The 25293-nt window shown below is 59.9% G+C and carries 15 protein-coding genes; 3 read left to right on the top strand and 12 right to left on the bottom strand.

Features of this window, described 5'->3' with window-relative positions:
• Window positions 1–35 precede the first annotated feature (35 nt).
• The 10 genes from HDG34_RS19585 to HDG34_RS19540 all read right to left on the bottom strand — a co-directional run bounded on the left by HDG34_RS19585 (window position 36) and on the right by HDG34_RS19540 (window position 15540).
• On the bottom strand, window positions 36–599 hold the full coding sequence (locus HDG34_RS19585; RefSeq protein ID WP_184061770.1) for a fimbrial protein: 564 nt from the start codon (window positions 597–599) through the stop codon (window positions 36–38).
• 73 nt (window positions 600–672) lie between these two features.
• Entirely contained in the window at window positions 673–3510 is a 2838-nt protein-coding gene (locus tag HDG34_RS19580) for a fimbria/pilus outer membrane usher protein (protein ID WP_184061831.1), read from the bottom strand.
• A 12-nt stretch (window positions 3511–3522) separates the two neighbouring features.
• Window positions 3523–4287: a fimbria/pilus periplasmic chaperone gene (locus tag HDG34_RS19575; RefSeq protein WP_260321238.1), complete on the bottom strand. Its 765-nt coding sequence runs from the start codon at window positions 4285–4287 to the stop codon at window positions 3523–3525.
• Between the two features lie 99 nt (window positions 4288–4386).
• The gene (locus HDG34_RS19570; RefSeq protein WP_184061769.1) at window positions 4387–4935 is read right to left on the bottom strand and encodes a fimbrial protein; all 549 of its coding nucleotides are present in this window, start codon (window positions 4933–4935) and stop codon (window positions 4387–4389) included.
• Window positions 4936–5190: 255 nt separating this feature from the next.
• Complete coding sequence (locus HDG34_RS19565; RefSeq protein ID WP_184061768.1) at window positions 5191–5841, bottom strand: response regulator transcription factor; 651 nt, start codon at window positions 5839–5841, stop codon at window positions 5191–5193.
• Window positions 5842–6941: 1100 nt separating this feature from the next.
• Window positions 6942–8369 carry a basic amino acid/polyamine antiporter gene (locus tag HDG34_RS19560; RefSeq protein WP_184061767.1) on the bottom strand — a complete coding sequence of 476 codons (1428 nt, stop codon included), beginning with the start codon at window positions 8367–8369 and terminating at the stop codon, window positions 6942–6944.
• Between the two features lie 69 nt (window positions 8370–8438).
• Entirely contained in the window at window positions 8439–9875 is a 1437-nt protein-coding gene (locus HDG34_RS19555) for a basic amino acid/polyamine antiporter (RefSeq protein WP_184061829.1), read from the bottom strand.
• A 141-nt stretch (window positions 9876–10016) separates the two neighbouring features.
• Window positions 10017–11513, bottom strand: coding sequence for an efflux transporter outer membrane subunit (locus HDG34_RS19550; protein WP_184061766.1), 1497 nt, complete (start codon window positions 11511–11513; stop codon window positions 10017–10019).
• Complete coding sequence (locus HDG34_RS19545) at window positions 11510–14569, bottom strand: efflux RND transporter permease subunit (protein WP_184061765.1); 3060 nt, start codon at window positions 14567–14569, stop codon at window positions 11510–11512. The genes HDG34_RS19550 and HDG34_RS19545 overlap by 4 nt, the downstream gene beginning before the upstream one ends.
• A complete protein-coding gene (locus HDG34_RS19540; RefSeq protein WP_184061764.1) occupies window positions 14566–15540 on the bottom strand; it encodes an efflux RND transporter periplasmic adaptor subunit in 975 nt (324 codons plus the stop codon). Before HDG34_RS19540 ends, HDG34_RS19545 begins: the two co-directional genes overlap by 4 nt.
• Before the next feature lie 1125 nt (window positions 15541–16665).
• On the opposite strand from HDG34_RS19540, the gene HDG34_RS38655 reads away from it, so the two are divergent.
• On the top strand, window positions 16666–17058 hold the full coding sequence (locus HDG34_RS38655; protein ID WP_221309191.1) for a hypothetical protein: 393 nt from the start codon (window positions 16666–16668) through the stop codon (window positions 17056–17058).
• A gap of 414 nt (window positions 17059–17472) precedes the next feature.
• A complete protein-coding gene (locus tag HDG34_RS38650) occupies window positions 17473–18618 on the top strand; it encodes a triacylglycerol lipase (protein WP_221309190.1) in 1146 nt (381 codons plus the stop codon).
• Window positions 18619–20659: 2041 nt separating this feature from the next.
• Here HDG34_RS38650 and HDG34_RS19530 read toward each other — a convergent pair.
• Both HDG34_RS19530 and HDG34_RS19525 read right to left on the bottom strand, forming a co-directional pair.
• The gene (locus tag HDG34_RS19530; protein WP_184061763.1) at window positions 20660–21634 is read right to left on the bottom strand and encodes a ParB/RepB/Spo0J family partition protein; all 975 of its coding nucleotides are present in this window, start codon (window positions 21632–21634) and stop codon (window positions 20660–20662) included.
• Window positions 21631–22842, bottom strand: a complete 1212-nt coding sequence (locus HDG34_RS19525; RefSeq protein ID WP_184061762.1) for a ParA family protein — start codon at window positions 22840–22842, stop codon at window positions 21631–21633. Before HDG34_RS19525 ends, HDG34_RS19530 begins: the two co-directional genes overlap by 4 nt.
• Window positions 22843–23887: 1045 nt before the next feature.
• Between HDG34_RS19525 and HDG34_RS19520 the strand changes: the two genes are divergently transcribed.
• On the top strand, window positions 23888–25291 hold the full coding sequence (locus HDG34_RS19520) for a replication initiation protein (protein WP_167368809.1): 1404 nt from the start codon (window positions 23888–23890) through the stop codon (window positions 25289–25291).
• Window positions 25292–25293 lie beyond the last annotated feature (2 nt).

Below are 25293 nucleotides of genomic sequence, written 5' to 3'. Positions count from 1 at the left end.
CAAACATAATAAGAAACGTATTCGCGCCGGCACCCTCAGGGCATTTCGACGACATAGGTGACGAATGTATTGACGGTGCCAGCCGTGGCCCGACCGGTTGCGTAGTAGCTGGCAATGAACTTCACCGGCGTTGGATCCGTGGACGTGATCGGAACGACTCTCATCGTAGACCGGTCGCCGACCTTGATCCGCGATCCGTCCTCATTGGCCAGCATGACCTGTACATTCGTTGCCGACGCCGCCCCGCTCGCATTCTGCAGGTCCAGATTCCCGGTGTTGGGATCGGTCGACGAACCGCTCTCGAAATACACGCGCGCCCCCGTTACACCGCTTGGACATTGGATCGTGATGGTAAAGAACTTTGAGCCGCGATCTATAACTCCGGCCGTCGGCAGCGATTGCGTCGAAAGCGTCGGCAACGTGACCGTCATGTCGGGCGAACTCACCAGCGCACACGTCGTCGCGTTATAGGTGCCACTAAAATTGAGCGTGACCGAAGGCGAGCCTTGCGCATGTACGCAAACCGATCCCAACAGCGCACCTGCGATCAATCCGGAAATTAGTCCGGCAATCCGAAAGTATCTACAAATATTTTTCATTTTCTGACCTCTACTGTCGGCGGAATCATCTAAGCCGCAGCGCTGGAGCTGACCGGGTATCGACCTTCGCACTTCAGCGAAGCGAACTGACAAGCGCCGCGCCCGCTGAACGTCGCGCTACGGACTTTGCCGGCGGAGACCAGATTAGCGCTGGATCACAGCTCAGCTTGATGCGCGCAACGATCCCCGCGCGCTGACCGCTGTCCGCCTTGTCGTCGTCCGGCATCGTGTAGGGCATCACGCACTGCTCCGCTGCGCGATTGCCCCAGCGCACCAGCAGCTTGCCTTCGTGCTCGAGGCCGCGCAGGTACGAGAGGCCACCCTGACCGACGATGCCCACCGATTTCTCGGACTCGTCGAATAACTCGGTGCCCATCGGCATGGCTTTGCCTTCCCGATCCAAAACCTCGGCGAAAATCGGCGTGCCCTGCGTGGTCGCAATCTTCACCTTGACGAGCGAACTCGCGCGCGGCACGACTTCCTCACTCGTGTTGCCCAGTTCAACGTCGAGCGACACGTCGCTCGGATCCAGCGCGACCGTGTTGACCCGGTATGGCATCAGCGACGACACCACCGCATAGCCGTTAGCGTCAATCCTTGCACCCTGGCCATTGATGATCCGGCCGCCTTCCGCGCCTTTCGCTTCGACGAGCGCGAACGCCTGCCCAAGCGGCGGGCTCAGCGTCATGCCGCCACTGTGAACGACGACCGCGCCGTCGGCGTTGAACGCGGCTTGACGGGTCTGATTGCTGATCGATGCATTGACGTTGTAAGTAGCGAACGGCGCGCGATACATCGCGTAACCACCCGCGGAAACGGTCCGATTGTCGCCGGCGACGATCCGTGACGCGTTGACACCGTAGGTGATCGGCGTGGCTCCGGTCGTGTTGCCCGACGCAGTGGCCTGAATTGTGCTATCCCCGTTCGAGCCGCGCGAAACGTTGGTGGTCAGATAGTCGAACATATGATGCTCGTTCGAGTCGACCTTGCCGAGCGGAATCGTCAGGTTCAAACCTACCTGCGTGCTGATCTTCGAGTTTTGCAGGCGCGTGCGTTGCGCATATAGCGAGTAGGACACCCGCTTGTACGCGCTGTTGAAACCAACCTGATATTGCAGATCGTAGCCCTTCGACGCGCCCCAGTAGTTCTGCGAACTGCCGGCGATATAAAAAGAACTCGACTCGCCGATTGGCTGGTTGATATTCAGCTGCAGACGGCTGCGCGTGCGGTAGTCATACTGACCCGTGGTGTCTCGGGAGCCATATCGCGCGTACATCGCGTCATGCAGGCTATAGAAGCGTGAGGTCGAGTATCGGTAAGCCGCAACCGAAAAATTCGTGTTGGGCCCTGGAAGGAGCTTGCTGTAGCTGATCCGCGTACTGTAACCGGGACGACCACCAGACACGCCGGGAATATTCGTTCCCGCCGCCGTTACGTCAAACGCGAATGCGCCGAGCGGCGTATTGAGCGCGACACCCACCAGGCCAGCCCAGTAACCTTCCGCAAACTGTGCACCGGTGTAGCCGGTCAACAGGTTTGTCAGGCCGCGCTGATAAACCGCCTGCGCCACCCACGGATGGTTATTCAGCACGGTATCGCGATAGACACCGGTCGTCAGATTGAAACGTGCAACACCAGGCCGCAGCAACTGCGGGACGGACGCAAACGGCACCAGAAAAGTCCGCTGACGGCCGTCGGATTCTGTAATAGTGACCTGAAGGTCGCCGCCATAACCCGTAGCCGGCAGGTCGTTCAGTTCAAACGGCCCCGGCGGCACGCTGGTCTCGGCCACGATGATGTTGTTCTGACGCACGATGATGCGTGCATTGGTATCAGCCACGCCACGCACAACCGGCGCGTAGGAGCGCATGGAATCCGGCAACATGCGGTCGTCGCTCGAAAGCTGGACGCCACGCACGTTGAATGAGTCGAAGACGTCACCGCTCGTCGAACTGTCGCCGATCGTCAGTTGGCTCTTAAGCGCCGTGACATCGTGTTGCGCAAACAGCGCGACACTTTGCCAATGCGTGCCGGAACCCCGGTTCTGCGAGCTTACCGTGGACCACTGGCGGAAACGCCAGCCGTTCACGTTGAATCCGCTTTGCAGACCGAGGTAGACACTGCTGAAGTCTCCGCTACCATTGTTCTGGTGAGTCGTATAGCCGGCGAGACTGTATTGCACGAAGCCTGCGTTGATCCCGTTGTCCCAACGGGACGGATCGACGTAACCGGCAGCCTCCTTGCGCAATTCGATCTGTGGAATCGACAGATCGAGTTGCAGGTCGGCGGTGTTGAACGATGCAACCGATCCCGGTACGGCTTCAACCAGCGGGACGCATTGCACTGACGCGTCCGTATCGTCGAAGTCGCCCTTTCCTGCTTCCTTCAACCGCTGGGCCACGCGCTCGGTATCTACGCCAGCGCGCTCCAGGCCAGGCATCGTGAAACAGGGCGTTGCGATATCCGAGCCCGGCACTGCCTGAAACAGGACATCGAAGCGTCCACGCTTCTTACCATTGACGAGCAGTTCGAGCGGATAAACACCGGGAGCAACAGGATTGCCTCGCGTATAGCGTGACAAATCGGCGACGTTGCCCGTAAAGAATGCTGGATTGAACTCGACTTCTTGCGGAACTTCCGCAGCGGGCGCATTTGATGTCGCCGTGGTAGATGACGCATCCGTACGCGCAGCCTCTCCGTCGACACCGGCTGCCTGTTGCGGCAACTCGGACGCCGAGCAGTCGCTGGATGGCGTCACCGCTGAGTCCGGCGCGCACGCGGCGACCGCGGAATTTGGGCAAAAGACCCAGCCCGACGCTATGATTGCCGCCCAAGCCAGTGGGTGAAACCGGAAAGGGACATTACTGAATACTCTTTCAACCGCCGTCTTACTATTCCGCACGCCCGACATCCCGTATTTCAATTATTGATTCTTTTGCGCTTCCGCGCTTTGCGCACCTGTCACTTCCGCCGAGTCCTTGACCGCTGTACCGAAGTCGTTCAGAACCGTATAGGAAACGGTGGCAGGAGCTTTGATATCCAGCTTTCCATCTTGTGGACGGAGATCGACGTGCCCGAACGGCGGTGCCATATCGGGCAAAAGAGCGACTTTCCTGCCTGCCGTTTCTACCTCTGCCGTGCCGACGGAAATGTAGTAGGGCGATGGGTTGTCCAGACGAACGATGCTCTGACCTTTGTCATTTGCCTCGACATGCCACTTCAGCTGGGCCCGCCCCGCCGTTGGGTCATCGAGCAACGATACCGGCCGGTAGAACATCTTGATACGCGTTCGGAACGCGAGCTGAATCATGTTCCGGTCATCAGCGTCCTTAGGCTTCGGCGGAATTTCGAGAACGTTCAGCCAATAGACAGCCTCACGGTCCTTCGGCATGTCGCCGCCTATGAACAGGATGCGCAAAGCCTGCCCTCTGTGAGGCTCGACCCGAAATACCGCCGGCAGTAACGTGAACGGCACCTTGATTTCATTCGGGGCAGCGGCCGCATCGCCGTCGTCCAGCCATGCCTGGACCAGGACCGGACGGCTGTCAACATTGTTCAAACGAACATTGACTTCGCGGTTTTGCGCCGGATAAATAACTCGGGTACCGGTAATGGTGATAGCAGCTTGTGCAGCAAACGAGGTCACACTTAAGGCGACAGCTGCGGCGAACAACATTGGAAACTTCATTGAAGACACTCGCTCCTCCACGCGACAGATAAGCGGAATGCCACTTCGGGTTGCCCTCGAACTAGAAGAGCAACCCGATGCCATTCGGCTTAGATTCGCTTACTGGTATGCCAACGTGTAGCGAACAACAGCCGTCACGTTACCGGCCGTGGCTCTGCCTGTTGCATAGTACTGGCCGGCGTAGTACATCGTTGCCGTACCGTCGTTCCCAACAGCAACGAACTCGCCCGCGCTGCCCAGCGGAAGCACCGACTCCTCGCCACTCGTGCCATTGTGGTCAAGCAATTGCACTTCGACGTTCCCGGCCGGCAAGGTAGTTGCCTGGTTAATGGCATTACGCGTAACCGGGTCCATGTTCGTGGTCTCGAAATGCGCCGCGACATGGGTCAGCGTTGCCGGGCACTTGGACACCGAAATGGTGAACGGCTTGGACCCGCCGGTTACGCCAGCCGCAGGCAGCGCCTGCGAAGACACCCGAGGCAGCGTGACCGTTTGGTCCTCGTCACCCGAGTTGATCACACAGGTGTCGTCATACAGTTCTCCATTGAACGTTACCTGACCTGTGCCCGGTACAGCTTGAGCGAAAACCATCGGCGCGACGGACAGGCCCATCAGCGCGATCATGAGTTGCGTTACTTGTTTTTTCATGAGATTCCTCTTTGTTGCCATTTCAGAACTACAAACCCTTGTAAAGCCGGGACGTCCAGCGATCGTCAAGGCAGAGGAATGATCTCATTGAAGAAGATCGGTGTTAATGGGCCAATACCCAAAATGAAAGACCAAAATAGGTCAGTCGAGAAACGGCGTGTCGATTCCTCGAACTGAACAGGTCACAGGACCACCCTACGATAGGGAGAAGGCGCTACGAGAACGACAGAATCCGCCTGAGAATCGCGGCAATTGCTACGAGCAGGACCACTCGCGCACGATTGTGACGAGTTCTACGTCGTTTCTGGCACCGAGCTTCTTCATGCCAGCGTTCTTCTGATTGCTCACGGTCTTCGGACTGCGATTGAGCCGCTCGGCAATTGTTGCGATCGACATCCCGTCGCAGATCATTCGCACGACCGTCGATTCTTTTTCAGATAGCAAATTGAGAGAAGATCCGCCTTGCGCTGCGCGCCCCGTTGCGCGCAACATCTTGTCCGCAATGGAATCAGGCAGAAACACGCTTTTATTTTTGGCAACGCGAACGGCAGCAGTAAGGCTGACAAAGCCCTCGGGACCCTTACCGACGAAGCCGGCCGCCCCCGCGTTGAGCGCGGCTGAAATGATGTGCGTGGAAGAATGCGTGCTCAGAAAAACTACTCGTAAGGATGGGGCGACACGCCGGATCCGGTCAAGAAGATTGAGACCGTCGGCATACGGATCGCCTTCGAATTCGTAGTCGCACACAAGAACATCGACCGGCACTTCAACCAACCGCTGGAGAAGCAGGCCGATACTTTCGCTTTTGAAGCAGACCTGGATGTCAGGACAACGCTGAAGAAGATGCTCGACGCCGAGGAGAATAAATGGATGATCGTCGGCGATACCCACTCTTATTTTGTTCACTCACACTCCATACCACGCAGGTGAATACCTTTTCCTTGCCGAAACACCCTGCATGACTTGTCACCAAAGTACCATGTCATTTCACGCCGTTACATGATGAGAAAGGCGCAGGGCATCTCGTCCCATCCGCTCGTCGACTTCCCTGATCCTGTGTGTCGCCACGGGACGCTGCGTTTGCGTGGGCCTAGCCGCACACCTCAGCAGCAAGATCGAGAGCCGCAACCTTCCTGCTTCTAATGAAGCGAACGGCGTCGGGAACGCCTATCATCTAAGCGCACAAGTCGGCGCGGTCCAAATAGCGCATATCAAATTGTCTTGATCGTTCCACAAAAGCATTTTGGCACCACGCAAATAGAAGTTTTCGAACCACTGTTTTTTAAACGATGCAAAATCGGTGAGAAAGCCGGTGTGCTTTGGTAAAGACAAAGCAATTTTTGGGCATACAACCTAGCATGGATCAATCATGAAGATGGGATAGCGCGACGCACCCCAACTCGTCGGCGAGGAATTAAAACGTCTTCGCCTTGCGCAGAGGCGGATTGTACGATGCGCTAACAAGCAAAAAAATCAGCAGAGTCCTATATGCGTCATAGGTGCAAGAAGTGCTTTCAACATCCACCCCAGTCGGCCCGTCGCAATGCCCCATCGCCGCCGGCGTCACCGCCGTGTTTCTTCTAGCGGACCGCGCGACAGCAGGTCCGCGGTCGGCGCGCTGCCCGTCAATGTCACGACGCCGTTATCCGCGCGCGCTGTAATGTTGCTGGCCCGTAGTCCCTGGCTTCGTGCGTTTCTGAATGCGCGGCGTACGTCCCGCACGAGTTGCCGGTTGGTAGCCTTGATCTCGCCCGCGGTTGGCGCCGAACTCGCCGCAGCTTGTGCCGCGGGACCCGATCCGCCCGCTTGCGGCTGCGCGTGCGCAGTCAGGCAAGCGGAACACGACCGCGCTCGCGCAAACCAGCTTCAGCCATTTCTGTGCGTTCATTTCGTTTTCCTGTTGTGTATGGCCGGATGACATCGACGGTGGCGCCCGGCCGACCATTTCATCCGCTGCATTCGCCAGGCCGCGATCATGTGAGCCGCGCGGCGCGCGAGCGGAAGCCTTAGGCCGCAAAATGATTGCGCACGAGATCGACGAACGCGACCAGCCCGGTAAGCAGAACCACAATGAACAGCCAGCGTTCGAGCAGCGTAAACACAGGCCGTTTCCCCTTGCGACGCTCGGCGATGTAAAACCACACGGTCGCCGCCGTATAAAGCACGGTCGACATCAACAGATAATGCAGGCCGCCCGCGTACACGAGAAAGAGCGCGTATCCGCAGCCCAGCAGCGCGAGCATGAAATCGATGCGCCGTGACCACGGCTGCCCCGCATACGATTCGCCGCTCGCTGCGAGCTTCAACCCATAGCCGGCGACGAGCAGATACGGGATCAGGTTCATCGACGTCGTGAACTCCTTGGCCAGCGTGAACGCTTCTTTCGAAAACAGCGTCACGATCAGAAAGGCCTGAATCACGAGGCTCGTCATCCACAGTGCGGCGACCGGTACGTGGTTGCGGTTTTCTCGCCCGAGAAACGCGGGCATCGTGCGGCTCTTGCCCGCCGCGTGCAGAATTTCGGCGGCGAGCAACGTCCATGCGAGATAAGAACCGAGTACCGATATCAACAGGCCGAGCTTGACCGCGACCGCGCCCCAGGCGCCGACCGCGGCGCTCAGCACGCCAGCCATCGACGGATTTTTCAGCGTGCCCAACTGCTCGAGCGGCAACACGCCATACGACAACATCGTGACCATGACCATCAACGCAAGCACGCAGAGAAAGCCGAGGACGGTCGCGACCCCGACGTCGCGCCGTTCGCGTGCATGCCGTGAATAGACACTCGCGCCTTCGACGCCGAGAAACACGAATACCGTGCCCAACATCGTCTTGCGCACCTCGCCGAACAGACCGGTCGCCGACGGCTCGGGAACGGTCCACAGGTTCGCGATGAACAACTGCCACTTGACACTCGATAGCACGAGCACCGCGAACAGTCCAAGCGCGAACAACTTGGCGGCCGTCATCGACGCATTCACTACCGACGAGCCCTTCACGCCGCGCAGTATCAGAAAGTGAAACACCCAGATCATCAGCGAGGAACTGACGATCGCGCTAAACGTATTGCCAGCGCCGAATGAAGGCGCGACGATCGCGAGCGCGGACTTGATCAGCACGAGATACGCCACGTTGCCGAGACAGCTGGCGCACCAGTAACCGAACGCCGACAGAAATCCCGTGTAGCGTCCAAACCCGACGCGCGCATACGTGTAGACGCCAGCGTCGAGTTCCGGCTTGCGCCATGCGAGCCGTTGAAAGATCAGCGCGAGTATCAGCATGCCGGAGCCGGTGATGGTCCAGCTGATCAACGAACCGACTACGCCGGTATATTTGCCGAGCGCCTGCGGCAGCGAAAAGACGCCCACCCCGACCATCGAGCCGATCACCATTGCCATCAGGCCCGGCGCTGAAAGTCTGACGCGCTTGTCCATTGCTGCGATCGCTCTCCCGCGAACACGTTCCGATCGAGCCGCGCTCGTGCGACTACGATGATCGACCGCTCAGATGACGATCGTGCCGGTCGCGAGGCCGATCAGCGCGCCAATCGCGCCGCAGGCCGCGACGGCAAAGATGACCCACTCGACTTTCGAAAACACCCGATGGCCGCGCTCGCGTTTGGCCACCACATACAGCACCGTACCGGGCGCATAAAGCAGCGCCGATAGCATCAGGAACTTCAGGCCGCCCGCGAACAGCAGAAAGGCCGTATACAACGTCGCGAACATCGCGACGAAATACTCGGTGCGCAACGCGCCGCTCAAGGTGCCGCCATTCTGTCCACTATCGTAACGCGCGGCCTTGATGCCGTATGCGGCCACGAGAAAATAAGGAATCAGCACCATCGAGCTCGTGAGATTGAGCATCAGCGCAAACGCGTCGGTCGACCAGTACGTGCTGATTACGAAACACTGCACCACGGTACTCGTGAGCCAGATCGCGGCGACCGGCAGCTTGCGCTCGTTTTGTCGCGCGAAGATACGCGGCATCGTCTCGAGACGCGCGGCGGCGAACAGCACCTCGGCACAGATCAGCGACCATGCGAGGTACGCGCCGAGGATCGAAATGATCAGACCGGCGCTGACGAACACGACACCGAATGGGCCGAGCAGCGCGCCGAGTACCGCGGCCATCGACGGCTGGCGCATCACCGCAATATCGGCGCGCGGCAAGCTCGCGTAAGGCAGCAGCGTCACCAGCACCAGCAGACACAGCACGGCGACGAAGCCGGTGATCGTCGCGGCGCCGACGTCCGAGCGCTTTTTCGCATAGCGCGAGTACACGCTCGCACCTTCGATACCGACGAACACGAAGACGGTGACGAGCATCGTCGCGCGAACCTGCGAGAACAAGCCCTTGCCGATCTGATCGCTGCGTTCCCACAGATTCGCGCGAAACATGTCGGCGCGAAACAACGCGATCAGCATCACGATGAACAGCACGATTGGAATCAACTTCGCGACCGTGACGATCGTGTTGATCATCGTGGCCTGCTGGACGCCGCGCAGCATCACCAGATGAAACAGCCAGATGCCCACCGACGACACGATGATCGCGGTCGCCGTATTGCCGTTGCCGAAGGCCGGCACGAAAGCGCCAAGCGTCGATTTGATCAGCACCCAGTACGACACGTTGCCGAAGCAGCCGGCCATCCAGTAGCCGAATGCGGATAGAAAGCCCGCATAATCGCCGTAGCCCGCTCGCGCGTATGCGAACACCCCCGCATCGAGCTCGGGCCGTCGCTGCGCGAGCGCCTGAAAGACGCGCGCCAGCGCATACATGCCGATGCCCGCCACGCACCATGCAATGACCGCGCCGAACGGTCCGGTCGCGCGCGCGAAATTGCGCGGCAACGAGAAAATCCCTGCGCCCACCATTGAGCCGACGACCATCGCGGTCAATGCGGGCAACGACAGTTTCGTCTCGACCTGGGTTGCCATCGTCCACCCTTCAGAGAAGCTGATTTCCTCCAGAAATGGACTTACGCGGAGCAGGTACGCGTGCATTGCGCATCTCCTGTCAGTCCTCCCCGACTGAAGCCAACGGCCTTGCGAGTACCGGACCGCACTCCTCCTGGTCGTTCACTGTGCGGCCGGTGCCGGTGCGGTGGCGGGCGCGGGTTCCGTCGGCGCTCGTGTATTCGAGGCCACTGGCGGATTGGCCAACCAGCCGCCTCCCAACGCCCTGAACAGCGCGAACTGTGCCTGCAGTTCGCCGACCTCTTCCCTCGCCTGCGACGACTGGCTTTCGAGCAGCGCAACCCGCACCTGATCGATATCGACGCGGCCGGTATCGCCGAGTTCGTAGCGACGTCGCACCTGGCTCAACTGCGTGGTGCGACGCGTGACTTCTTCATTGCGTGCCTTGAACAACTCGTCCTGCCGGTTCAAACGCGCCAGTGCACGGTCGACGTCATAGAACGCGCCGAGCGCGGTCTTTTCGTAGTTCGACATGGCCTGCTGCGCCTGCGCGTCCGACGACTCCACCTGCGAGCGCCGCGCGCCAAAGTCGATCAGCGGCAGCGCCATCGCCGCGCCGAATAGCCAGAACGTGCTGGCCCCGAGGCTTTGACCCGCGATCTCCCAACCATTGCGTGCAAGCAAACCGCTCAACGACATGGTCGGCCAGTAGTTGAGCCGCGCGACATCCGACTGCCTGAGCGCCGCATTCACGCGTGCCTGTGCCGCGATCAGATCCGGGCGCCGCATCAGCAGATCGACCGGCTGGCCGGGCTCGATATGCGGCAGCGCGGTCATCAGCGTGTCGCTTTCATCGAGAATCCCCGCGAATTCCGCAGGCTGCACGCCGCATAGATTCTGCAAATTGAGTCGTGCCTGTGCGATGCCGTTCTCCACGTCCTGCAAACGCGCATCGACCTGCGCGCGGCCGGCGCGCGCTGCTTCGATGTCCGTACTCAGCACGAGACCCGCGTTAAAGCTCTTCTCGGCGATGTTGACGAAGTCGTCCGCGATCGCGCGGCTCTGCAGCAAAATCGCGCGCTGACGCAGCAGCCCGCGATAGGTGACGTACAGATCCGCGACTCCCGACACCACGCTCAGGCGTACCGCCTCCGCGTCGCCCGCGGCCGCGCGTGCCTGTTCGCGTGCAGCCGAGAGCCTTGCGCGTCCCTGACCGAACAGATCGATCTCCCATTGCGCCCGCAAGCCGACACGCCAGAACTGCGCATCGGTATTGTTGATGCCGAGGAATTCCGCGAATTCGAGCTGCGTCTCGGCGCCGTGATACTTCGCGGCGCTCACGCTTGCACCGACCGACGGCAACAGTTGCGAGCGGGCCAGGCGGATGCCGGCCTGCACCTGATCGACGCGTGCGTAAGCGGTGGCGATGTCGAAGTTGTGCGCGAGCGCGAGATCGATCAGTCTGTTCAGCGTCGGGTCGTTGTACTGGGTCCACCATGCCGCGAGCTGCTGCCCGGACATCGGTGTCGCCACGCCCGGTTGCGCTTCCGAATACTGCGGCGGAAACGCGGCGGGCTTTTGCAGCTGCAATGAACCCGTACAGCCGGCTTCGAGCAGCAGGGCCGCGATGGCGAGAAGATAAGGGCGCGCGCGGATCATTTTGCTTCCGGGTGTCGACCCGGCTCCCATTCCGCCTGCCTGATCGAGAACAGCATCGCATACAGCGCCGGCACGGCGACCAACGTCAGCACGGTGGCAAAAACAAGGCCCGCCATAATCGTGATCGCCATGTCCTTGAAGAAAGGATCCCACAACAACGGCGCCATGCCGAGCGCCGTGGTACCGCCCCCCAGTATCACCGGCCGCAGACGGTTCATCGCGCCGTGGGTCACCGCCTGCATGCGCGGCACGCCCGCGGCGATCTGCGAATCCATCTCTTCGACGAGCACCACGCCGTTCTTGATCAGCATGCCGATCAGACTCAATAGACCGAGCAACGCCATGAAGCCGAACGCGCCGCGAAATAGCAGCAGACCGAGCGTGACGCCGACGATCGACATCGGCACGACGAGCAGCACGACGAGCGCCGGCTTCAGGCGTCCGAACATCATCAGCACGAGCAGCGCCATGCCGATGAAGCCGAGCGGCAGTTGACGGAACAGGCTCTGCTGCGCGCGCGTCGACGATTCGTGCTCGCCGCCCCATTCGAAGCTATAGCCCGGTGGCAGCTTGATGTTCTCGATGCTGGAGCGTATGCGGTTGAACGCGTCGACACTGTTCTGCCCATAGATCGGGTTGGCCGAAACCGTCAGCGTGCGAATCCGGTTTTCGCGCGCGATCTGGCCTTCCTCGGTACCGACCGCGAAGCCGTTGACCACGTCGCCGAGCGGCACGTAACGGCGCAGCCCCGCGCTGAACACCTGCAGGTCCTGCAGACCCGCGACGCCACGCGTGTAGTCGGGCGAACGCAGCACGATCGGCAGTAGCTGATCGCCTTCGCGATAGATGCCCACCCGCAGGCCTTCGCTTGCATAAGCCATCGTGTCGCTAACCTGACGGCGCGTCACACCGAGCGAGCGCGCCCGCGATTCGTCGAATTCCGGCCGCACGATGCTGATCGGGTCCTCCCAGTCGTCGCGAATCGCGATGATGCGGCCGTCCGCCTTCAGCACATTCTGTGCTTCTTGAGACAAGCGGCGCAGCACGGCCGGATCGGGTCCGGAGAAGCGTGCCTGAATGGCCGCGCCACCGCCGGGACCGAACTTCGGCCGCGTGACCGTCCAATGCTGTTCTGGGAAGCGCCTCTTCAGGTCCGCTTCGATGTCCGGAATCATGTCGTCGATCAGGCTCTGGTCCTTCGCGCCGACGATGAACTGCGCGTACGACGGATTGCGCGTTTCCGGATCGTAGACGAGGGAGAAGCGCGTCGCGCCCGAGCCAATATACGTCTGCACGTTGGTGACGTCCGCATGCTTGAGCAGCACCTTCTCCACCGCGCGGCTCTTTTCGACCACCGCGCGAATATCGGCGCCGCGCGGCAAACGCATGTCGACATAGAAGATCGGCGTGGTCGACGCGGGGAAGAAGCTCCGCTCGACGAAACGGAACGCCCACCCGGCCAGCACTGTCAGCGCGACGAGGCCGATTACCACGAACACGCGCTGTCGGGTGACCCATGACAACAGCTCGCCGTAACGCTTGTACAGCTTCGACTTGAACGGGTCGTCATCGATGATGTCCGCGGGCTTGAAAAGATACGTGCCGAACAGCGGTGTCAGGGCGATGGCGATCACCCAGCTGAATAGCAGCGAAATCGCAGCGACGGCGAACAACGACGCACAGAATTCGCCGACCGAATCCGGCGACAGGCCGATGCCCGAGAAAGCCAGAATCCCCACAATGGTCGACGCGAGCAGAAGCCATTGGCTTTGTTTGAGAATCTCGGTCGCCGCCTGGAGATGCGACATGCCTCGTTGAACCTTCACGAGCATCCCCTCGACCACCACGATGCTGTTGTCGGTCAGCATGCCCATCACGATGATCAGCGCGCCGAGTGAGATACGCTGCAGCTCGATGCCTGCCGCGTACATCACCAGCAGCGTGCCGAGGATCGACAGGAACAGCTCGACGCCCAGCACGACGCCCGCGCGCCAGCCGAGCGCAATGCCCAGCGCGACACCGACGATCGCCACGGACAGGAACACGTCGAAGATAAAGCCGCGCACGCTCTCGTCGACGACCTGCGGCTGATCGTAAAGCGAGTGCAGCTTGATGCCGATCGGGAGGTCACGCTCGAGTTCGGCAAGCCTCGCCTTGAGCTCCTCGCCGACCCTCACCACATTGACGCGCGGCCGCGCGCTGATACCGATCGTAACCGCGGGCTGGCCGTTATAGTGAATGACCTGGTTCGGAATCGTCGCGTAGCCGTGGCTTACGCGCGCGATGTCGCCGAGCAGCAGAGGGGCGGGCGTATTGTTGACAGGCAGCGAACGAATGGCCTGCAACGAATCGAGCGAGCCGGACGGCGCAATCCGCAACGACAGGTCGCCGACACGTTCGCGTCCCGCGGGCCGAACCTCGTTCTGCACGAACAGCGTCTGCGCAAGATCGTCGGTGGACAGATCGTTGGCGATCAGTTGCGACTGGTCGACGTCGACCGAGATCTGCTCCTGCTGCTCACCGGCGATCACGATGTCGGACACGTCGCCGAGTGTCAGCAGTTGGCGGCGCAGTTCGCGCGCGTACTCATACAGTTGCGCCTGCGTGTAGCCCTCGCCGGTCAGCGCGTAGAACATCCCGTAGACGTCGCCGAAACGGTCGAGCACGAGTGACGGTCCCGCGCCCGGCGGAAGCCGGGGCTGTGCATCCGATACCGACTTGCGCACCTCGTCCCACACCTGCGGCAATTGCGCCGACGTGTACTGGTCGCGAATCTCGACGCGGACTTCAGAGTAGCCCGGTGTGGAACGCGAGGTCAGCCTGTCGACCTGCGGCATCTGCTGGATCGCGCTTTCGAGCCGGTCCGTCACTTCCTGCTCGACCTCGTGCGCACTCGCGCCCGGATACAGCGTCACGACGACCGCAGTCTTGATCGTGAACTTCGGGTCTTCGAGCCGCCCGATGTTGTAGTACGCGAAGATGCCGCCCAACAGCGAGATGAGCGTCAGAACCCACGCGATCAGCGGCTTTTCGATAAGGGGGCGCGCGAGATTCATTGAGGCGCATCCATTGGACGGACCGCCATTCCCTCTTTCATGAACTGCGAGCCGCCGGCCACCACGCGGTCGCCCGCCGCAACCGCCCCCGCGACGACCACATCGTCATTGCGAATTTCGCGCACGCTGACCGGCACCGCATGCACACGGCCGGACGCGGCGTCGTAGCGCCACAGACTGCGCTGACCGTCCGCGCCGATCGACACCGCGGCGATCGGAATCGCGAAGTACCCTTTGTTGTCGTTTTGCGCGACCTGACGCGCCGTTTCGGAAATCTGTACGCGCAGCGCCATGCCGGGGAACAGCATCGCGCTTTGCGGTCCTTCGATCGAGAACACGAGCCGGTAGGCCGCCGAAGTCGGCGAGGTCTGCGTGGTCCGTTCGCGGAACACGAGCGGGAAGCGGTTCTGCGGCCGCCCGGGCAGCCACGCCTCGGCTCTCAGCGTCTTGTCGACGAACAGCCGTTCGGCAATGCTCTGAGGCAGATCGACGCCGACATCGGCACGGCCGATGTTTTCCAGATTGAACGCGGGCGCCCCAGCCTGCACGACCTGCTGGATCTCGATGTTGCGGCGAGCGATCCGGCCGTCGAATGGCGCGACGAGCTGGGTATTGCGCAGGTCGCGGCTCGCCAGGTCGCGTGCCGCGCGTGCGGCATCGGTGGAAGCCGACAACTGCTCATAAGCAGCCTGAGACAGAATGCCGTCCTTGCGCAGCACCGCCTGGCGCTTCAGGTTGTCGCTCAGCTGCTGATACTGCGCGTTCGCGCGTTGCAGTTGCAGCTTGTAGGGTTCCTCGTCGATCCGCGCGATCAGTTGCCCGCGTTTCACCGACGCGCCTTCGAGCACCGCGATCTGCACGACGCGGCCCGATACTTCGAAGGCGAGCGGCGAGATGCTGGTCTGCTCGACCCGCCCGGTAAAAATGCGAATGGCGGAAGCGTCGGCAGGTTCGACCCGAGTGAGCTGCACGGCTGGCCTCGTATCGCCACTCTGTGTTTCGGTCTGCCGTTGGCAGCCCGACAGTGAAACGACAAGCGCGCAGGTCAACGCGCACGACACTGCGCCGGTCAGTGCGATTCCGCCTGATCGGCGAGGCCGCGGTGCATCGGAGCGGTTTGCATTCATGACGTTCTCGGCTGACTGCTGGCGCAACCCATGTCGTAAGCCCAGCGGCAACGTAGCTCACGGGCCGGCGAATACGAGACCCTACAGGTTGCTCAGCAATTCATAGGGGCCCATAACAGTGGACCGATGGGTGCATCCGCTTCGACTTCCACGGCCAGGTCAAACTCGAGGAACAGCGGCATCCCTTCTGTCGGACCGGCAACGTCGTTCAAACCAGTCCATCGGCGACAATGGTGTTGTGGCCGTCGGGACTACAGCCGCGACCCATGTGTCGTCATTCCGGCTCCGTTCGTCAGGCATCCTGTCGAACTGCCAAACTGCTTCGCCATGCCGAAGCAAGACTGAGGAAATTGACGAACCCGCCCTGTATGGAATGCACGACGATTCCGCAAAACCTGAAGACGAATGAATATGCGGGCGGATTGCAGCGTTGAATCAGATCCCTTCGATGGAACCTTGCTGCAAAATTATTAAAGTTCCCAAACAATTCGCTGTCAAGAGCCTCACAGGCGCAGCACGATCGTATCGATTGCTTACCTTAAGCGGTATATCAAAGCCGTCATAGGCGTTCATGACTTCGCGCAGTTCACTGGTGGTTTGCCCGTGTCATGCGTGCGTCATTGCCCCTTTCAGTTCGTCACAGGCATCATGGCCGAACAATGCGCAAGCCGTCAATCGATTCGCGACTTGCTACGGTCATACCGACTCGTTCTATGGTTGCTTCGGCTTCTGTTGATGAAATATAAGCATGGCTATTCTGCTGTACTAGTCACGAAATACCATGGGGAAAAGTACTATAGGTTTCAAGGAATTTTTGTTTCGCCGATGGGTGACGCAACTCTGCGTGAAAAGAAAGTTGGCAATTGCGACGTCGCGGGCCGCCGCCAGCGTTCATCGCTTGCATCGGCGTAGCGCGGCTGCCCTCTCGCACGAACCGGTTCGACGCATCATGACGCGCTCGCTCGCATCGTGGACATCGCGGTGCGCGGCACTCGCGCTGCTCACTGGCAGTCTTCTGTGCGGTTGCGCGATGGTCACCGTCAGCTCGCAAGGCCCGGAGCAGTACATCGCGATGCGCCGCGGCGACATTCTATCGACCGGCCGTCTGAGCGCCGCGACGCGAGCACGCTGCACATCGCGGCACTCGATGGGAACACCTGCCAACGTGAGCCGCTCGCTTGCATCAATACGATCTTGACCGTCGGCGGAATCAATACCGACCGGCGATTGTCGAGCCTCGCTGAACTGTCGTTGCAGATGGCCATCACCAACACGCCGGCCAACGCCAGCGATTGGAGCGACGCAATTCGATCTGTGGCTCAGGGCCGCGCGATTCGCGTATGCATTTCTGTTCCTCGGTGAACGCACTGCTGGCGAACGTGCATTCGAAGATCGTCAGACCCAGGTCCGTGACTACTACAACTACGCGGTGCAGGAACTTGCCCACGCGCTGCTTCTGCGTGGCGCGCTCGCTACCGATGCCGGCAACGGCGTGCCGGGTACGCAGTACATGGCAGGCTGGTCCATTCATCCCGACCTGAGCCGAACCCGGCTACCCGAAGGCGTGCGCGAACCGCGCGAAGTCATCCCGGCGTCGCGGCTGTCGTTCGCGGGGATACGTAGCATTTATCGACCCGATGGTTTGGGGGCGGAACTCGTTGCTGTGATGAACGTGCCGCCGCCTGAAGATGATGTCGATGCGGGTGGCAATGCCAGCGCCGACACGCGTGTGTCCACCGCGTCGATGGTCGCGCGAGCGCACCGTTCAACTCCGGCGTGTCGTCAGAAGCCGCGGGACGGCCAAGGCCGGCGTCGCGCTTTTTCCGCGAGATGCCGTCGCCGAACGTGACCGCGTCGATCCTGTTCAGCCAGGGCATGCTCGAACAGGTGCTTGCCTCGCATGAGGTCGTGCTGTTCGTCTATGATCCGTATCGCGAAGACAGTGTCGAGCGACACGGCCAGACTGTGCCACTTTCGGCCAACTTCAGCGCGGGCTACGGCATCTGGCTCGCGCGCTCGGGCTTCGCCGGGCAATCGTTGCGCACGCTGTTTGGACGCGCACACGGTATCGATACGCCCCGCATCTACATGATGCAACCGTTCGATCCCAATCGACGGATCATTCTGATGCTGCACGGCCTCGCGAGCAGCCCCGAAGCATGGGTCAACGTCGCCAACGATATTCAGGGCGATGAAGTGCTTCGCCAGCATTTCCAGGTGTGGCAGGTCTACTACCCGACCAACGTGCCGATTCTGGTCAACCTCGCGCGCATCCGCCGCGCCACGCAACAGACGCTCGCGCACTTCGATCGAGACGGTACGGTGCCGGCGTCGCATGGCATGGTGTTGATTGGTCATAGCATGGGCGACGTTCTGGCGCGGCTGCTCGTGTCGACTTCCGGCGACGCGCTTTGGGCGACGTTCGAGGACAAGTACGTGCCCGAGGGCACCGATATCGATCGCGAGGACGAGCGGCCCGATCGGCTACTGAACTTCACGCCGATGCCGCAAATCGAGCGCGCCATATTTATCGCGGCCCCCCATCGAGGCACGCCGTTCGCGAGCAACCGGCTGTCGCGCTGGGCGGCCAACCTCGTGCGTCTGCCGCTTGCCCTGCTGAACGAGATCGAGGAAGTGATGCAGACGGCGACGAACATCGAACCGCAGGGACGGACCTTCCATGTGCCTAGCAGCATCGAACAGCTGCGCGAAAACGGGCCGCTCGAAGATTCCGACGATGGCGTGGTCCCTTATCGCAGCGCGCATCTCGTGGGCGCGCTGTCGGAGAAGGTGATTGTTGCTGGACACAGTGTGCAGGAGACGCCGCGGGCGATCCTCGAGATTCGGCGGATCTTGCATGAGGATATTGCGCAGATCGATCAGCGCGGGGAGGTTTGCGGGGAGGCTCGGATAGCGAAGTGATGGCGGCGGGGCCAGCTGTCTTTTGCGGCGGCTCGGACTTGGGCTCGGACTTGACGAGCTTGCTGTTGCTGGGCTCTGTTCGACTCACTGGTACAGCGTTCCGAATCAAGCCAGTGTGATCGAGGCAGGCGCGGAAGATTGGTTCGAATGAGCAGTCAGGTCAGCGGAACGCTCGAAATTCTTTCGCTACAAATTACGTATTGAATGTTACGGATTGGCGGGGCACTGTGTTCATTCTGGCGTGTTGTCGCCGTTTGGTGGGAGTGATGGGGTATCGTGCACCAATTTGACTGATTGGCGTGAAACAATGGCGTGCATTGGCGAAAAAAGTCTTTTAAAACAATAGGTTGACACGCATAGAAGACGTTTCGCTATGTTTCACGCCGTGTCGGTTGGCGAGATTGGCGGAAGAATCGAAAATTCTCGCTCGTATTGGCTAAGAGTCACTCGTTTTTCGATATTTAGTTCGCAAAAGTTGACCGTATGTTCGGTCCCCGTATATTGTTAGGTTGCCGATGCGCGACTGCTGCATCTGTTGAAGTTCAAGTTGGCCACACGCGTGGCGACTGACAGTCGCTCGCATTGCGGATGCGCGATCGTCTTGCTAATCAATATCACAGGGCGGGCCGGGAGAGACTCGTTACGTTCGCGAGATTTGCGCGCTTGCCCTCACCTATCCTGCCGTCCATCGTCCGACGGATTTCTTGCGGATGATCTGAGAGCAGCGATGTTGATTTCGCGCTGAACGAGTGGTCTGACGCAGGCCCATCCGGGTGGCGTGACATACGATCGGACGGAGATCATTCGTTGCGGTCGAGTCACTCATTACTCCGGTGCTTGCCCCAAAATGATCGGCGCGGTTGCGATGCATCCCTTCGAATACTTCTATCTGGGTGTCTCCCCGGCGGGTGGGTAGATCGGTAGGCGTGACGACCGACATCAACTACCTTTAGAGTGTCCTCTCTTGACGACGGTGGGATGTTGGTTTAACGCGATTACGACCAATTCATCGCGGCCGGCAGGCGTTCGCGATTGACTTTCTGGTCGTCGATCGAACACCGTTTGCGGAACGGCGACTGCACCGTTTGAGAGAACGCGCGATACATGATTCGGCGTCCCTTAACGCGACGTTCCAGTAATAACTGGCTCCCGCCGGATCTTGACGCATGTCGTCTGTTCGCTGAGGCAAGCAACATTCACAGCCCTTCCTTTGCGCGTTTGTTCGTGCCGCTTTCATTGCTAATCGTACGGAACAGCTTTTCCGGCAGAACGACTGCCGACTTTGCGGTCGATAAGCGGTGGCCTCAACGCTGCGCGCGTTCATTGCCTGAGGTACACCGGGAGAGTGAAGCATTCTTGCGGGACGTCGACGATCTTCGCCGAGGTTTGCTGCGGCCGACAGCGCCATCATGAACACAGCTGTTCATGGACAACCATGTGCAATGCACGTCGCGCACTAAGGGCCGCGGCCTTTCTCATTGAGAAGATTGGGACCGACGATAGCGGAGTCGAGTCGTCTCGGGGAAACGCGCTGATGCGGCGTTGGGTTGAGAATGACCGTGGATGGTCTGCCGGAATAGAGTTTACGTTTATAGGACAGAGGGCTGGCCCTTCATCCCGTCCGTCATATGTCGCCTGTGCGATTTTGTATGTGCTCCGGGTAATGTGACCGTCAACGAAGCAGCCGAACCCGGCTCAATGGATGCATCAGAAATCCCCAGTCATTGGCTGTCTCGCTCATGGCGAGCGGCTGCCCCGCCGCAGGTGCCTGCGAGATCGCTGCGAACGCAATACTGCGTGAATCGCTCCACGGGTCGTGCAAGGCACGAACGATGTGCGTTCAGCGCGGACGCGGCACGCTTTCATCGGCATCGGGGGTGCGTCGTCAAGAGTGTCTAGAGTCTAGACACCGGATGGCGCAAAGGTAGGGCTGCGGGGTGAGTGTCTAGACTCTAGACACTCTTCGAGGTGGACCGATTTGATTGACCCAAAAAAAAGCCCGCACTAAGCGGGCCTTTTAACACTACAACCAAACCACCGATTAGCTCGTCTTCGGCTGCGATTGGAACATCTGTCCGATCAACTGTCGTATCTGAACTTCTTGCGCCTCGGTGATCACTCCGGTCTTGATCTTGATCGTGAAGTTACTCACATCCTTGGTGATGCTCCCAGCGTGCTCTCGTCCCGCGAAAAATTTCTCGATGCTGCGTCCGCTGGTACCACCCGACGTCGTCTGCCGGGTCGCCAGGGCGGTGATTGCCGCCGCGACCTTGCCCTGATCCATTTCGCCTCTCACCAACAGAGGCCAAATTTCGCGAGCGGCTTTAACGCCATCCTCGCCATGCTTTTTGATAGCCGCTGCAATTGCTTGCGCCGCAGTCCCGCCCAATAGTCGCGGTTGAATATCGAGATCTTTCTTGATGAAGTCCGGCAGATTGTCGAACGACAAGAACTGATACAGACCTGCCCGCGACAATCCCATCGCTTCCGCCAGTCGCTTGCGATTCGGGAACTCTGTTTCCGATCGACGAATCGCCACGCCGATTTCATAGTCAGCAAGGTCGTCGCGGCTAATGTTTTCGACCATTGCGAGCACGGCCATATCCGAGTCGGAGCAATCCGCGACCACGGCCTTGATCGTGTCCAGCCCCAACATTTTGTGCGCACGCCAGCGTCGTTCGCCGGCGACGATCTGATAGTCGTCCGCGACACGACGGACCACGATCGGCTGCATCAGTCCAACTTCGCGGATCGACTCCGCGAGCTCGGCTAACTTTGCTTCGTTGAACACGCGACGCGGCTGCCAAGGGTTCGGCAAGATGCCTGCAACCGCCAGTTGCGATGCGACGCCAGTCGATTCCAGTTCCTGCACGCGAAGTTGCGCAACGGCCAGCGCGCCGGCAAGGCCGGGCGCCGTTTGCGTGCGGTTGCTGCGCTTCACCTCGTCCTCGTTGATCGACGAAGTTTTGCGAATGCCCGAGGTCTTGGCCAGCAACTGTTCTCGCATATTGCTCATTGCGCGTTCCTCCATTTTTCCGAATAGATCTCGTCGATCCAGCGACAGTAGTCGACGAGAGGTTGCCGCACGCGTTGCAACGACTTGGCCGCGCTGTGATTGCTGCTGATGTCGAAGACGGTCGAGAACGCCAACGCCCCGGTGCTCATCACCGAGCTCGCCGGTACCTCGATCGAATGCAGCCAGTTTTCGTACGCGCTTTGCGCCCACGCGCGCACGATCGGCGCCGACGAGTTCCGCCCATAATCGACCCGCGACAACACCAGCGACACGAAGTCGTACTTCTTGTCCGTCTCGAATTTGATAAAGCTTTTGGACACGTCCGAGAAAAGTCGCCAGAACGACAGCGAGCTGATGAAGTCCAGGTTTTCCGGCACCATCGGCATCACCATGGCATCCGCGGCCATCAGCGCGTTCAGATTGAGGTACGACAGCGACGGCGACGTATCCATGAGAATGTAGTCGTACTTCTTGCGCAGCGGCTCGAGCCCTTGACGAAGCACGGTCCAGAAGCGAAAACCCGGTCGCATCTTTTGCATCGCCGGCAGATGGAACTCTGCTCCAATCAGTTCCGTGTGCGCAGGAATCACGTCGATGCCATCCCAGTACGTCGACTGGACCCGCCCCTCGAGGCCACCTTCGCTGTCCTGGTCGTAGACGTACGGCAATACTGTGTCTTCAGGCGTCACGTCTTTTTCCGCGTACAGTCCACACAGCTCCGAAAGCGACGCCTGCGGGTCGAGATCAACCACCAACACTTTGCGTCCCCGCAGCGACAGCCCCTGGGCGAGGCACATCGTCGTCGTCGTCTTGGCGGAGCCACCTTTGAGCTGCGCGGTGATAATGATCTTCCCGTCTGGCTCCTTCAGGCGCGTGACCAGCGGAGTCTGGTAGATGTCGGAAATCTTTTGTACCCAGATCCGCGCCTCTTCCAGCGTGAAGGTCCGGGTACGGCCCGTGCCTGCCGCCGTGCCCGAAGGCAGTTCTCCGTCGCCTTTTGTCGCGAGATACTGAACCTGCGAGTGTGAGACGTTGCACATCTCGGCAATCTCGCCGGTCTTGAAAACGGGAGCCGTTTTTCGAGGACGCGGAGCCAGAATCGTGTCACGCAGCTCATTAGTGAAAATGGTGACTTTTTCTGCGAACTCACTGATCTGCTCAAAGTGAACGGTTCGGTCTACGGCAGGAAGTTGGCTCGTTCTGACCATTCTGAGGTTTTTCCATAAAATTCTAGAAACCTCAGAATACAGGAAATACTTGAAAATAGCTTTTTAAATTACTGTTTTTATGCGGATTTTCTGCAAATTTCTGTATTTCCAGACGGTTTTCGGTGGCGGAATCGCCGTGGAAACCAAACGAGCCTCGAAACACTGCGTCCTCGAAGGCACAAATGACCTCACCTTTCTTCGCAATCTGGGTAGCGGAGTCGGCACTCCTGCTCGAGACTTAGGCACTTGGTGAGGTCATTTGTGCACTTTCTCATTTCCTGAAAGACCGGTCCGGCGATCTTTGGCACAACCGACCTCACCATTGTTAGATTTTCGCCACCTCCCTGCGAGAGCTCCCCGCACTTAGAACGCAAATGCACAATCAACCTCACCCACAGAAGCGGCGATACACCGGCGCCAGGCCGTCAGCCAGAGGTTCAGCTCATGGCCAAGGGTTGCCAATCACCGTAGCAGCACAACCAACCTCACCTTGGCAAAGCTCTTCCAAACCCGCTCAACGTTTCGCACAATCAACCTCACCATGCTGCATCGCGCAATCTTCAGCCGCATTTATGTGTGTGTGCCGGCGTGGTAGGTTTTTTTAAAACCGAGAACAAACTCACAAACCAACGCAACCAAACACTATTCAATCCGTTCAAGCACTTAAGTTCCAAAAGGTGAGGTGCGTTGTGTCGAAGGTGAGGTTCGCTGTGCTCAGAGGTGCGGTTGGTTGTGCAGCAAGGTGAGACCGATTCCCCACCAAGGTGCGGTTCGATGTGTTTGCCGCTGCGTCAAATCGCGAAGGTGAGGTGGGTTGTGCAGCTACTGGGAACGAGGTTGAAAGGGCCGTCGCATAAGGCTTTGCATCGCGAACGCCCGCCCGCAAGGTGAGGTTCCTTGTGAACATGGTGAGGTTCTGTGTGCCGAAACGCGGAAGGGACGCCGAAACGGCCTCCGTCGCGGTCGTTTGATGGTGAGGTTCTGTGTGTTGACAGCTCACCACCGCATGCTTACAGTCCCGGGAGCGAAAAAGTGGATGAAGAACATGGCCGCGGACAATCCGGAAGAGGGCAGGTCGAAAGCGACGTCACGCCAGATGGCGCTCGCGCTGTTCGAAGACATGTTCGATCAGGGATTGCGCATCAACGAGGCCAATCGCGAGATCGGTTATCAGCGCAACGATTTCTTCACCGAAATCGTCAATATGGGGCTGCCGGCGCGGCGCTTTCTCGATGCCGCGTACTTCATCGTCGCGCAGGAGCCCGAGCAGCGCGATCAGTACGACGTCGAACTCAACTACTTCAAGTGGCTGATGCGTTACGACAGCCGCAACCTGAAGCACTTGCGCACGATCGCCGACGAAGCTCAGAACGCGAAAGTTCGCGTGACGAATACGCCCGCGGACCGCGATCCCAACGAAAACGATCTGTGGGTGCAGGTTCAGTTGATCGGCATGGTCGGTTTTCATCGCGGACGTATGCGTTTCGACGTCCATCCGCGGCTCGTGCCGCATATCCGCGATCCGCAGAAATCGCATTGGCTGAGCTTGCGCATTTCCACCGCGTTCACGCGCAGTCTCGCGCGCGCGATCTACGACAAAGTTTTGCCCAACGTGCCCGCGGGACGCACCGACTGGATCCAGCTCGAGGAAATGCGCAACTGGCCCGGCAAAATGGGCGCGAATGCCGCCATCTTCAAATACTTCAAGCGCGATTGGCTCGAGCCGGCGGTGCGCGAGATCAACGAAGTGTCGGACGTCGAGATGTCCTATGAGACGCGGACTGCATCCACGACGTCGAAGAAAATCGACCGCATCCGCTTCCTGCTCAAGCGCAAGGACACAGCCGACGCGGTACTCGCGAGCCTCGCCGACGCGAGCCATCTGTACAAGATTCTCACCGACGAATTCGGGCTCTCGACCAAACAGTTCAGCGAGATTTCGGAGAACCGCGAACTCTGGACCGACGAACGTATCCAGCAGGCCGTCGAATACACGCGCTTCAGGGTCAAGCGCGGCCAGGTCAAGAAGAGCCCCGCGGGCTACCTGATGCGCGCGCTACGCGACAACTGGAAGATCTCCGACGCCGAGCGCACGATGGTCGACGTACAGGCCAAACTGCTCGCCGACGAAACGCAGGAACAGGCGGTCAAGACCGAAACGAGAAAGACCGTGGCGCACAGCATCGCGACGCGCGAAGAAGAAGTGCGCGCGCGCATGAACGAGGATTCGCGCAAGGGCCGCGACCATTTCAACGCCGCCGATGCGAAGACGCGCAAGGAACTGATGCATGCGTGGACGACGTCGCGCGAAGGCAAGCTGATGCTGCGTCGGATGAAGCTCGAACCGTCGACGGTCACCGAAGATGCGATTTTCGCGAATACCGAGCTGGTCTGGTATCTGGGGCAGTTCGTGTTCGGCCGGATGAATGCGGCGCGCGCGGCGGCGTGAAG

This window comes from Paraburkholderia sp. HC6.4b, assembly GCF_014200875.1.
GTDB classification, from domain to species: Bacteria; Pseudomonadota; Gammaproteobacteria; order Burkholderiales; family Burkholderiaceae; genus Paraburkholderia; species Paraburkholderia tuberum.
Note: the sequence above shows the minus strand (reverse complement) of the source record. Positions and strands in the feature narration are given on the sequence as shown.

Bases quoted from the DNA above. Each gene is read 5' to 3' on its own strand.
- HDG34_RS19550 (WP_184061766.1), bottom strand. From the start codon at position 11,513: ATGATCCGCGCGCGCCCTTATCTTCTCGCCATCGCGGCCCTGCTGCTC.
- HDG34_RS19530 (WP_184061763.1), bottom strand. From the start codon at position 21,634: ATGAGCAATATGCGAGAACAGTTGCTGGCCAAGACCTCGGGCATTCGC.
- HDG34_RS19560 (WP_184061767.1), bottom strand. From the start codon at position 8,369: ATGGACAAGCGCGTCAGACTTTCAGCGCCGGGCCTGATGGCAATGGTG.
- HDG34_RS19525 (WP_184061762.1), bottom strand. From the start codon at position 22,842: ATGGTCAGAACGAGCCAACTTCCTGCCGTAGACCGAACCGTTCACTTT.
- HDG34_RS19585 (WP_184061770.1), bottom strand. From the start codon at position 599: ATGAAAAATATTTGTAGATACTTTCGGATTGCCGGACTAATTTCCGGA.
- HDG34_RS19575 (WP_260321238.1), bottom strand. From the start codon at position 4,287: ATGAAGTTTCCAATGTTGTTCGCCGCAGCTGTCGCCTTAAGTGTGACC.
- HDG34_RS19555 (WP_184061829.1), bottom strand. From the start codon at position 9,875: ATGGCAACCCAGGTCGAGACGAAACTGTCGTTGCCCGCATTGACCGCG.
- HDG34_RS19580 (WP_184061831.1), bottom strand. From the start codon at position 3,510: ATGTCGGGCGTGCGGAATAGTAAGACGGCGGTTGAAAGAGTATTCAGT.
- HDG34_RS19545 (WP_184061765.1), bottom strand. From the start codon at position 14,569: ATGAATCTCGCGCGCCCCCTTATCGAAAAGCCGCTGATCGCGTGGGTT.
- HDG34_RS19520 (WP_167368809.1), top strand. From the start codon at position 23,888: ATGGCCGCGGACAATCCGGAAGAGGGCAGGTCGAAAGCGACGTCACGC.
- HDG34_RS19570 (WP_184061769.1), bottom strand. From the start codon at position 4,935: ATGAAAAAACAAGTAACGCAACTCATGATCGCGCTGATGGGCCTGTCC.